Below are 10,879 nucleotides of genomic sequence, written 5' to 3'. Positions count from 1 at the left end.
GAGGAGGCTTGGCAGACAGTCGGCGGAAAGGGAGCGGATTTCTGAAATCAGCTGGAACGTTTATTAAGAAAAAACTGTAGACTACTCTGATCTGCCCCGTAAATGTTAGACACCAAACTAACATTTACAGAGTGTTTTTATGGCTAATTTTTCTGCCGAAAAACTGGCTAGCCGAGACCCACAGACTTCTTGCATCGAGGAGGCTTGGCAGACAGTCGGCGAAAGGGAGCGGATTTCTGGAATCGACTGAAATSARATTTAAGAAAAACAGTAGGCTGGACACACCTGAACCAAGTTTAAGACGAGGTGATCCTTGAGGTTTTTTACATTAACCCTTAAAGGATGGAAGAAATATGCGACACTCCTGCCGAAAAACTGGCTAGCCGAGACCCCACAGACGCTTGCGTCGAGGAGGCTTGGCAGACAGTCGGCGGAAAGGGAGCGGATTTCTGAAATCAGCTGGAACGTTTATTAAGAAAAAACTGTAGACTACTCTGATCTGCCCCGTAAATGTTAGACACCAAACTAACATTTACAGGGTGTTTTTATGGCTGATTTTTCTGCCGAAAAACTTGTTAGCTAGACCCCGCAGCCGTTTACCGTCGAGGAGGCTTGGCAGACAGTCGGCGGAAAAAGGAGCGGATAAATAACTTTTCTCTTCTATTCTCTAATAAATGAAGACAAACTTTTCCAACCCTGCTACTTTTCCGTTAAAAAGTCTTATATAAACTTTGATGGGAACTTAAAAGGAGGGATGACAGTGAAAGTAGCATTACGGACATTATTGGAGCGATCAGTGAAAAAGATGGGCAAAGGGATGAATCCTGTTGTGAAGGCAGCAGCATTGGAAATGGTGGAACGTGCTTATAATGAAGGAATCACTGTACAGATAAGTGCAGGTTACCGCTCTTTGGAAGAACAAGCCAACCTTTTTGGTCAAGGACGAGTTTACAGCTACAAAGGAAAAAACTATAGTAATCTAGCTAAACCGATTGTGACGAACGCTAAGCCTGGGCAATCCTATCATAATTATGGACTGGCTATTGACTTCTTCATTGTAAGTGATGATGGCAGGAGAGCAATATGGACAGTTAATTCAAAATGGCAGCGAGTGGCTGCCATAGGTAAGGGTTTAGGATTTAAATGGGGCGGGGATTGGAGTTCATTCAAGGATTACCCCCACTTGGAGATGACAGGCGGGTTATCTTATACACAGTTACAAGCAGGAAAAGAACCCCGCCTTACCTTCAAATTAGAAAAAAGGGAAATGCAGAAAACCGGCAAAGGAGATAATCATATCATTTCGATTCAAAAAACGTTAAATGGCCGATATGAGGCGAATATTGAGTGTGATGGGTTTTATGGTCCCAAAACTCGAAGGGCCCTTATAATAGGTTTACAAACGGAATTGAATAAGCAATTCAATAAAAAGCTTGTTGTCGATGGAAAATGGGGGCCTAAAACGAAGAATGCTACCGTCACAATAAAAAAAGGAGCTAGCTGCAAAATCACATGGATCCTGCAAGCAGCGTTATATATGGAAGGGTTTAACCCCGGTCCTCTTGACGGAGAATTCGGGGAAAAAACCGAGGCGGCATTATTCAAATACCAGAAAGCAAGCAAGATTTCCGCTGATAAGCTTGCAGGCAAAGTAACATGGAATGAATTGTTTGCTTGATGGAAAATCCATACCGTTAGCAGAAAATAAAACTATGCAAGAGCGCATCAACTACCTTTTCCTCATTACTTATACTTCCACTCAAATAGTAATGATGGATTGCAAAGTTCTTAATATTCCTTTGGAGTACGTACCTGTCGCTATTTTAGTATGAGCTTCCTTTGCTTCTTGAGTTGCATTCCCAACAAGGTAACCATGTTTAACACTTTTTAACATGAGCAGATCATTGCCGCTATCCCCGAAAGCAAAGGCATGCTCCCGACTCAGCCCGAATTTGTCTAGCATAAAACGGACAATCTCATTTTTTCCAGTGCCTAATGGAATGAAGTCTATATCATAACTATCTTCAGGATCGCCGGCAAGGGGATTGCAACGATTGATATTTACCCCTATCCCATACTCTTTGGCCACCCTCTGGATGGTAGCTAAATTCTTCTTGTCGACGGATTCCTGTTGTATTTGATAATAATAATTTCTTTTGTAGCGTGAACTTCCCATTTGAGTCTGAGGAATCAATGGTATATTGCCGTTAAGTAGAACATTATAAATTTCATCGACTTTCCCCTTATTAAATTCTTCGATATTAATCTGCGAATGCCAATCTGGATCACTTTCCAAAAAGTTATTTTCCGAGAAATAGGTGATTTCGGTACCTAAGTCGCTGGCAATAAAATGCGGGAAAAACCTGAATCCACCTTGTTCCATTTTATGTAATATTGATTCGATACTACTCCCGGTGACCCAGCCAAAGACAAGTTCTTCATCCATGCTTTTTGCTTCTAAGTAATTTTCAAGCTCATATAAATCTTCCTGTCTCTCGTGACTCATGGAATGAGGATAATAGGTCTCATCGAAATCACAGAATACAATGTATTTTGGGTCTTCAACCTTTGGCAATAACTGAAACCCGCCCTTTTTATTCAAAAACATAACAATCCCTCCATTCGCTTAAAATATAACTTTTTAAAAATACAACTCAGATAAATTTTGTTAATATATTAGGAACGGTTTAATCATAACTTCTGAAATCGATAACATGTCAACCACATATTGCAAGGATGGGATTAAATGACGAGAATTAGCGAGATAGCCAAGATATGTAATGTCTCTAAAACAACGGTATCCAGAGTCTTAAATAATCATCCATATGTATCGAAAGAAAAGAGGGAACAAATCTTAAAGGTCATGGAAGAGCTTGATTATGCACCAAGTTCACTAGCCCGGAATTTTAGGGCAAATAAAACCCAAACCATTGCAATATCAGTCCCAAGTTTCGATCATCCATTCTTTGCCCAATTGGTTAAAGGAGTATCTCTAGCAGCCTTGGAAAATGATTATAAAGTTCTCATTTTTCAAACCTTTTATGATGCGAAAAATGAATTGGATGTTATGGGGAAATTAAAGAATAGAGAAGTAGATGGGGTTATTTTAGGAGCGTTAGAAAATGAATGGAATGTAATCAAGCCTTATTTGAAATACGGCCCGATTTTACTGTGTAATGAATACCATCATTCCGCTTCTATACCGATTATTGGATATGACGAATTCGAAGCGACATACAAAGCGGTTAATCATTTAATAGAAAAAGGCCATAGGAAAATAGGTTTTTGTTACGATACTTCTTATAGTCAGGCTCAGGGTCAAAGAAAAGAAGGATTTATAAAAGCGTTAGCGGATAATAATTTAATGCATAATGACGATTGGATATTTGGACATGGATTTAATATTGAAGATGGATTCCGTATTTGTGATGAAATAGTAAAATTAAAAGAAAAACCTACTGCCTTATTTACTGGAAATGACCAGGTAGCAGCAGGAATTATTAAAAAGGCAACTGTGTTGGGCTACAAAATACCGGAATGCCTAGCCATAGTTGGTTATGATAATCAATCTATTTGCCAAGTCACAACCCCCACCATAACCACAATCGATATACCGATTATGGAACTGGGACAACGCACTGTAATAGAATTGATAAAATATTTAAATGAAGATTTGAAATTAAAGCGCGACATTATTAAATTGCCTACAGAACTTAAAATCAGAGAATCAACCTAACCTTCATAAAGATATAAAAGCTCCTTATTCAGTACATTATCCTTTCAGACAAATACTAAAGAAATTCTAAGGGATGTAATCGGCCCTACCCCGGGAATAATCTGACCAACCCCCAGAATAATTCGACTTTCCCGGGAAATAATTCCCCTAAACCTAACATAATTCGACTTACCACGGAATGATCCTTCCTATACACAAATTCGCTATTCATCTATGGAATTCAATCAAGTTCCAGGCACCAATCATTGCATTGCATAAAGGTTCCTGGCGGGTATTCGAATTCACATTCGGAGATGAGATTGAAGCCGAGCTTGCGGCAAATTGCGTTAGATGCAGGATTAGTGATCGAAGGGAATGCGTGAATGTATTTGTAATTTCGTTCGGCTTTGATTTTCTCTATCAGTGCCTTCACGGCATGTGATGCGATTCCTTTTCCTTGAAAGGAAGGGAGGACGCTCCAACCGATTTCGTACACAAATTCATCGTTCCGCACTTTTTGCCAGTAGCCAACGGAACCGGCTGCCTTTGCCTCTGGAAACGGGATGATGCTAAACATGCATCCCTTATCACCAATCTGTAGATACCGCTGATGACGCTTCAGGATTTGTTCAATACTTTCTGGTCCGCCAAGATGTTCCATCATTTCTGGGGCATTTAGTTGAAATAGTAATGGAAGGTCTTTATCTTCCCACGGTTTAATTTCCAATCTAGTTTCCGAAATCCGACTCACCCCTAAATATTATATTTTCTCTTATAATCTTCTTGGCTTAATGCGAGATTCCTTTATTTGACCTTATTATTCTATTGCCTTTGTGCTGAAGTTTGGTTTTAATAAGATTAAAGAGATGAATGTTTCCCATTAAATGCTATAATTTACAGGTGATTCTATCAAATGGCAGAGAACGGAGATGAAGAAATGAAATCTTCAGTAAATCAGTTTTCCACTCAATTTGAATGGATATTGAATGTGATCAATGTGGGTGTCCATATTGTGAATAAAGATGGGGATACGGTCTTTTACAATGAAATGATGGCGCATATCGACGGGCTGGATCGGGAGCAGGTGCTGGGGGAGAATATTTTTCAGCTTTATCCTTCATTGACAGATGAATCCAGTACGCTGCATGTGGCCTTGGAAAAAGGCAATGAAACGATTGAGTCCATTCAAACATATGTCAATTTAAAGGAGAAAAAAATAACGTCGATCAATAGTACGTATCCTTTGTATGAGGATGGTGAAATTATTGGGGCAGTGGAAATCGCAAAGGATATTACGAAGGTCATGAATATGTATGACCAAATTGTCGATTTGCGTTCCCAGCTGGCCGAGACGCATAGGAAAAATAAGTTTTCTGAAGGGACGGCGACCTATCATTTTAGTGATTTGATTGGCAATAGTCCTGCTTTTAAGCAAGCGATTTCCTTGGCGAAAAAAGCGGCCCGTACACATTCCCCAGTCATGATTTATGGACCAACAGGGACAGGGAAGGAACTGGTCGCGCAAAGTATACATAATGTAAGTGCTCAGCGAAATCAGCCTTTCATCGCGCAAAACTGTGCGGCCGTTCCAAAGGAATTGATGGAGGGACTGCTGTTCGGCACGACGAAAGGGGCTTTTACCGGAGCGATGGATCGCATGGGCATTTTTGAGCAGGCAAATGGCGGTACTCTTTTCCTTGATGAGCTGAATAGTCTCGACCTCGGTCTGCAGGCAAAATTGCTGCGGGTGCTTCAGGAAGGTGAAGTGCGCCGTGTTGGAGGTTCGAAGGAGCAAAAGATTAATGTGAAAATCATAGCTGCGATGAACATTTCTCCGGAAGAGGCGTTGGAGCGGGGAATCATTCGTTCGGATTTGTTTTTTCGCCTCAATGTCGTAACGGTCCAGATGCCTTCTCTTTCCGAGCGTAAAACGGATATTCCGGAAATCGTCAGTCACTTCATTCAAAAATTCAACAAATCATTTTTTACGGAAGTGCGCGGAATCAGTCAAAAGGCGATGCAGCGGCTTCTTCAATATCCATGGCCCGGGAACATTCGTGAACTGGGACATGCCATCGAGTTAACCTTTAACGTAATGGACGCTGGGGAAGATATGATTGATGAACATCATCTTCCTGCTTATCTTTTCCCTTCAGGAAATTATGCTGCAGCAAATGCGCAGAGCCAGCCTTCCCCATTGAAAAACAGGATTGATTTACCTGTCGTTCTTGAAGAAATGGAAAGGGAAATGATCATCAATATGTTCGAGAAATATAACGGGAATATCAGCAAAACGGCAGAAGCCCTCAATATTAAAAGGCAGGGACTGCAATATAAGTTAAACAAGTACGGCATTGAAAAAGTTTATACGGCAGGGTCGAAGGAATCCAAGTGAATTCAGTTTTTTTGGAAACGCTGTCACTGTCATATCATGATGTAATCTAAAGAGACTTCAGAATGTAGACAAGCTCGATGAAAATCGAGTTCGTCTACATTTTTTTGCTTTTACAAATTTGGACGTTGATTGGAACGGTATCCCTTGGACTCGCTATTCCCGCAGGATTCTCGCACACTCGCTCTCCAATCAACTATGTTTAAAAATTTGGATAGAACTCCTTTTGTCTACAAACTGGAGGGCTCTTGTGTAAAGAGAGCCTTCTTTTTTATTGCTTGGCGCAAAGAATCTGGCTGCAAAAAATTATGCATAATGAAAAATATCTTGCGATTTTAAGCTCGGTTTGCCCCCTTTTGCTTATGTTTTCCTTGTTATTCATGTTGGCATCATTCTTGCGAGAGTATATATATAAGTTCTTACAATAAGGGGGCATATTAAATGAATTTGATGGGAATGGATGTAAAACATAAAGAATACCTAGGTGGACGCAGGCATTATAATGATATCGAATTATGGAAGGATGTAACGGAAGAGCAGTGGAATGATTGGATCTGGCAATTGACCAATACGATTAAAACACTGGATGATCTGAAAAAGGTCGTCAACTTGACACCGGATGAAGAGGAAGGAGTCCGGATTTCGACTCAAACGATTCCGTTGAACATTACGCCTTATTATGCTTCATTGATGAATCCCGATGATCCTCGCTGTCCGATTCGTTTACAGTCGGTACCGCTTTCGGCAGAAATGAACAAAACTAGATATGATTTGGAGGATCCGCTGCATGAGGATGAGGATTCCCCTGTTCCAGGATTGACACATCGTTATCCGGATCGCGTTCTATTCCTTGTAACGAACCAATGCTCCATGTACTGCAGATATTGTACGCGACGCCGCTTTTCAGGTCAGGTTGGCATGGGTGTTCCCAAGAAGCAGCTTGACGGGGCGATTGAATATATCCGGAACACTCCGGAAGTGAGGGACGTGCTGATCTCTGGTGGAGACGGCCTGCTGATCAATGATAAGATCCTTGAATACGTATTGAGTAACTTACGTGCCATCCCGCATGTGGAAATCATTCGGATCGGAACTCGTGCACCGGTTGTTTTCCCGCAGAGGATTACAGAAAATTTATGTAATATTCTGAAAAAATATCATCCGATTTGGTTGAATACGCATTTCAATCATTCACTTGAACTGACGGATGAAGCGAAAAAAGCATGTGATATGCTGTCGATGGCAGGCGTGCCGCTTGGTAATCAGGCAGTCATCCTGGCTGGAATCAACGATAGTGTCCATATCATGAAAAAGCTTATGCATGACTGTGTAAAAGCAAGGGTAAGACCTTATTACATTTATCAATGTGATCTATCTGAAGGGATTGGCCATTTCCGTGCGCCGGTTTCAAAAGGACTGGAAATCATTGAAGCGCTCCGCGGCCATACATCAGGATATGCGGTGCCGACCTTTGTGGTGGATGCTCCTGGCGGTGGCGGAAAGATTGCCTTGACTCCGAATTACCTTCTTTCGCAAAGTCCGGATAAAGTCGTTTTACGGAACTTTGAAGGAGTAATCACAAGCTATCCGGAGCCGAAGAATTATGTTGCCGGCAGTGCGGATGCTTACTTTGATGATGTGTATGGTACTGCGGATAGGAAAGAAGCCGTCGGGATTTCCGCTCTCATGACGGACGAGAAATTCAACTTGGTGCCGGAGGGCCTTCGTCGTCTTGACAAGAGAAAAGCTTATGAAAGCACTGATGAACATGCTTCTTTGAAGGATCGCCGTGATAAACGGGATGAAATGAAGGAAAAATTAAGGTTAGCCCAAGAAAAAAAGAACGCCATGGCCGCCAGTGGCTCGGTGAAATCTGATGGCAAGGAGGAATGAAGATGGACTGCTTGTGGTGCAATACCCCAAACGTAGAAGAAAGTGAAAAGAAGGATTGTTACTGGATCATGCCTGACGGGAAACGCTCAATAAAAGTCCTTCAAGTTCCAGCCTTGAACTGTCCTGAATGTGGAATCTATGTGTCTGATTCGATGAATCAAAAGGTGGATGAAGCCTTATCCATCTATGATGTGAGTGAATATCCTGATGAGTTTACGTATGATCAGCTTCTTCAGGCACCTGTCAAAAAATTATTTAATTGGAAATAGAATGCCGGGAGAAGCGGATGATATGCATCTCTTCTCCCGAATTCTTTAAATAAGGGGGGTACATAATGCCTGTTCAAAAGCTGCCTTTTTTCACCCAAATGGAGACTGGGGATTGTTATACGATGGAACTCTATCATGATCATGCCAATCAGCGCTTACGCCTGGATGATTATCGGGGAAATATCAACAAAGCGATCGATCGGGCCCTTGCCATCGCAAAGGAGCAGGGCTTTACTAAAGTGATACTTAAAGCCAGGAATGAAGATTTATCCGCTGCATTGAGTCAGGGATTCATGCTGGAAGGAATATTGAGCAAGTATTTCAAAGGGAATGATGCCTATTGCATGGCCTTCTATTTAACGGATGAAAGGCGGACTAGCGACTTTTGGGTCAAGGAAGATATGGTCATCCATGATGTAACCAAGGTTTCTAGACCGATTGAATCCCTGCAAATACCTGACGGTTATATCCTCCGGTCTGCTGCGGAGAAAGATGCACAAGAGCTGGCGAAGCTATATGGTGCCATTTTTGAAACCTACCCTACACCGATGAATGATGAACGGTATATCAAGAAAGTGATGGAGGAAGGGACGATCTTTAGTGTTATCGAATATGAAGGAACCATCGTGAGTGCTGCATCCGCTGAAGTGAATGAAATGTATCATAATGCTGAAATAACGGACTGTGCAACAATTCCCCAGCATCGAAAGCATGGTTTCATGAAGGTGCTCATCTCCGCATTGGAACAAGAATTATTCAAGAAAAACATTTATTGCTCATATTCATTGGCCCGTTCATTGTCAATGGGCATGAACGCCGTCTTTCATCAGCTGGGTTATGAATATGGCGGCAGATTAACGAAGAATTGCAATATTTGGGATAAGTATGAGGACATGAATATTTGGGGTAAAGATTTATCCCTCAAGTAGGAGGATTTTTCTATGGCTAAATACACATGGGTTGATAAAGAAACGTGCATTGCGTGCGGGGCGTGCGGTTCAACAGGTCCTGAGATTTATGACTATGACGATCAAGGGATCGCTTTCGTCATCCTGGACGATAATCAGGGGATTGCCGAAGTTCCTGAAATCCTGCATGATGACATGCAAGATGCCATGGAAGGCTGCCCTACAGAATCCATCCTGATTCAGGATGAGCCTTTTAGGGTCGGTTCCTTTTAAGAACTTAATTGATTAATAGATATTGCACAGTGGGTAAGAACGTAAAAAGGAGAGATGACATGACACGCAATTATTTGATTAAGCCTACTTTAGATCATGACTATCCCACTATCTCTCATGGGAATGGAATTTATCTTTATGATATAGATGGAAATCAGTATATAGATGGATCATCAGGAGCGGTCACGGCAAGTATTGGCCATGGCGTATTGGATGTTGTCGAGGCAATGACGGAGCAGGCCCGCAAAGTTTCTTTTGCATATAGGTCTCATTTTACGAGTGAAGCCGCAGAGGCATTGGCCAAAAAGCTAAGTGAGCTGGCTCCAGGGGATTTGAATTGGTCATTTTTCGTGAATAGTGGATCGGAAGCGACCGAAACGGCGATGAAGATCGCGATTCAACATTGGCAAGAAAAAGGGTTTGAGCGAAAAAACCGCATCGTTTCCAGGTGGACGAGTTATCACGGGATCACGATGGGCGCTTTATCGATGTCCGGCCATGTACCAAGAAGAAAGCGTTTTGTGCCGCTATTGGAGGATTTCCCTAGCATTTCGGCTCCATACTGTTATCGCTGTCCTTATAATAATGAAACTTCCGGATGCAAGCTTCAGTGTGCAAATGAACTGGAGACAGCCATTCAAAGGGTCGGATCCGAGAATATCGCCGCCTTCATTGCAGAACCGATAATCGGGGCATCCGCTGGTGCTGTAACACCGCCGGATGGCTACTATCAAAGGATTAAGGAAATCTGCGAAAACTATGACATTCTTTTTATTGCCGATGAGGTAATGACGGGAATCGGACGGACAGGAAAAATGTTCGCGATGGAACACTGGGGAGTCACTCCGGATATCATCGCATTGGGTAAAGGAATGAGCGCAGGCTATACTCCAATGGCAGCCACAATGGTTACTGACCGTGTCATGGAGCCCATTTTAAAAGGCTCGAAATCAATCATGGCTGGACACACATATAGTGCAAACCCTCTATCTGCTGCCGTTTCATTGGAAGTGCTTTCCTACATTGAGGGAAATGACCTGGTTCAGGCAGCGGAAAAGAAAGGTCAATATCTGTTTAAGAAGCTGCAAGGATTGGCTGAGAAATTCGACATCATTGGTGATGTAAGAGGGAAAGGGCTGCTCCTTGGGCTTGAGTTTGTCTCCGATCGGATTTCAAAAACTCCATTCGACTTGCAAATCGGCCTGACTACAAGGCTTGTCAATAAGGCTTTTGCGAAGGGGTTGTTAATCTATCCTGCTGCAGGTGCGATTGAAGGAATCGCTGGCGATGCGGTTATTTTATCTCCGCCATTAATCATTACGAATGAAGAAATCGATCGCCTCGTCATGATACTGGAAGCTTCCCTAGCAGAGTTGCAGCAAGAATTGTACGCGGAAGGTTTGATTGAGGACATGCAGGCTATTTAGGA

At 42.2% G+C, this 10,879-nt stretch carries 11 protein-coding genes; 9 read left to right on the top strand and 2 right to left on the bottom strand.

All coding sequences use genetic code 11. The annotated features are described in order from the left end of the window. Positions 1-313 precede the first annotated feature (313 nt). Positions 314-475, top strand: a complete 162-nt coding sequence (locus tag AC1DVB_RS12035; RefSeq protein ID WP_477589399.1) for a hypothetical protein — start codon at positions 314-316, stop codon at positions 473-475. A 279-nt stretch (positions 476-754) separates the two neighbouring features. Next, positions 755-1,678, top strand: a complete 924-nt coding sequence (locus AC1DVB_RS12030) for a M15 family metallopeptidase (protein WP_477589397.1) — start codon at positions 755-757, stop codon at positions 1,676-1,678. 81 nt (positions 1,679-1,759) lie between these two features. Here the strand turns inward: AC1DVB_RS12030 and AC1DVB_RS12025 are convergent, their stop codons facing one another. Beyond that, positions 1,760-2,608, bottom strand: coding sequence for an HAD-IIB family hydrolase (locus AC1DVB_RS12025; protein ID WP_454861658.1), 849 nt, complete (start codon positions 2,606-2,608; stop codon positions 1,760-1,762). Between the two features lie 138 nt (positions 2,609-2,746). Here AC1DVB_RS12025 and AC1DVB_RS12020 point away from each other — a divergent pair, with 138 nt between their 5' ends. Continuing rightward, the gene (locus tag AC1DVB_RS12020; protein ID WP_454861657.1) at positions 2,747-3,736 is read left to right on the top strand and encodes a LacI family DNA-binding transcriptional regulator; all 990 of its coding nucleotides are present in this window, start codon (positions 2,747-2,749) and stop codon (positions 3,734-3,736) included. Positions 3,737-3,956: 220 nt separating this feature from the next. Here the strand turns inward: AC1DVB_RS12020 and AC1DVB_RS12015 are convergent, their stop codons facing one another. After that, positions 3,957-4,442 carry a GNAT family N-acetyltransferase gene (locus AC1DVB_RS12015; RefSeq protein WP_477589394.1) on the bottom strand — a complete coding sequence of 162 codons (486 nt, stop codon included), beginning with the start codon at positions 4,440-4,442 and terminating at the stop codon, positions 3,957-3,959. 186 nt (positions 4,443-4,628) lie between these two features. On the opposite strand from AC1DVB_RS12015, the gene AC1DVB_RS12010 reads away from it, so the two are divergent. The 6 genes from AC1DVB_RS12010 to AC1DVB_RS11985 all read left to right on the top strand — a co-directional run bounded on the left by AC1DVB_RS12010 (position 4,629) and on the right by AC1DVB_RS11985 (position 10,877). After that, a complete protein-coding gene (locus tag AC1DVB_RS12010) occupies positions 4,629-6,110 on the top strand; it encodes a sigma-54 interaction domain-containing protein (RefSeq protein ID WP_454861655.1) in 1,482 nt (493 codons plus the stop codon). A gap of 453 nt (positions 6,111-6,563) precedes the next feature. Further along, positions 6,564-8,000: a lysine 2,3-aminomutase gene (kamA, locus tag AC1DVB_RS12005; protein ID WP_477589405.1), complete on the top strand. Its 1,437-nt coding sequence runs from the start codon at positions 6,564-6,566 to the stop codon at positions 7,998-8,000. Positions 8,001-8,002: 2 nt separating this feature from the next. Beyond that, a complete protein-coding gene (locus AC1DVB_RS12000) occupies positions 8,003-8,269 on the top strand; it encodes a YokU family protein (protein WP_057276913.1) in 267 nt (88 codons plus the stop codon). Between the two features lie 65 nt (positions 8,270-8,334). Further along, positions 8,335-9,198 carry a putative beta-lysine N-acetyltransferase gene (gene ablB, locus AC1DVB_RS11995; RefSeq protein ID WP_082609284.1) on the top strand — a complete coding sequence of 288 codons (864 nt, stop codon included), beginning with the start codon at positions 8,335-8,337 and terminating at the stop codon, positions 9,196-9,198. Positions 9,199-9,210: 12 nt separating this feature from the next. Continuing rightward, positions 9,211-9,450, top strand: coding sequence for a ferredoxin (locus tag AC1DVB_RS11990; protein ID WP_057276912.1), 240 nt, complete (start codon positions 9,211-9,213; stop codon positions 9,448-9,450). A gap of 59 nt (positions 9,451-9,509) precedes the next feature. Next, on the top strand, positions 9,510-10,877 hold the full coding sequence (locus tag AC1DVB_RS11985) for an aspartate aminotransferase family protein (protein ID WP_057276911.1): 1,368 nt from the start codon (positions 9,510-9,512) through the stop codon (positions 10,875-10,877). The last annotated feature ends 2 nt before the right edge of the window (positions 10,878-10,879 follow it).

It is taken from the genome of Peribacillus sp. P4_D6 (assembly GCF_056401795.1).
The sequence above is the reverse complement of the archived record's forward strand: the minus strand, read 5'-3'. Positions and strand labels throughout refer to the sequence as shown.

What these genes read in the sequence shown, in the direction of transcription:
- AC1DVB_RS12030 (WP_477589397.1), top strand. Translation starts at nt 755, where the DNA reads ATGACAGTGAAAGTAGCATTACGGACATTATTGGAGCGATCAGTGAAA.
- AC1DVB_RS12025 (WP_454861658.1), bottom strand. Translation starts at nt 2,608, where the DNA reads ATGTTTTTGAATAAAAAGGGCGGGTTTCAGTTATTGCCAAAGGTTGAA.
- AC1DVB_RS12020 (WP_454861657.1), top strand. Translation starts at nt 2,747, where the DNA reads ATGACGAGAATTAGCGAGATAGCCAAGATATGTAATGTCTCTAAAACA.
- AC1DVB_RS12010 (WP_454861655.1), top strand. Translation starts at nt 4,629, where the DNA reads ATGGCAGAGAACGGAGATGAAGAAATGAAATCTTCAGTAAATCAGTTT.
- kamA (WP_477589405.1), top strand. Translation starts at nt 6,564, where the DNA reads ATGGATGTAAAACATAAAGAATACCTAGGTGGACGCAGGCATTATAAT.
- AC1DVB_RS12000 (WP_057276913.1), top strand. Translation starts at nt 8,003, where the DNA reads ATGGACTGCTTGTGGTGCAATACCCCAAACGTAGAAGAAAGTGAAAAG.
- ablB (WP_082609284.1), top strand. Translation starts at nt 8,335, where the DNA reads ATGCCTGTTCAAAAGCTGCCTTTTTTCACCCAAATGGAGACTGGGGAT.
- AC1DVB_RS11990 (WP_057276912.1), top strand. Translation starts at nt 9,211, where the DNA reads ATGGCTAAATACACATGGGTTGATAAAGAAACGTGCATTGCGTGCGGG.
- AC1DVB_RS11985 (WP_057276911.1), top strand. Translation starts at nt 9,510, where the DNA reads ATGACACGCAATTATTTGATTAAGCCTACTTTAGATCATGACTATCCC.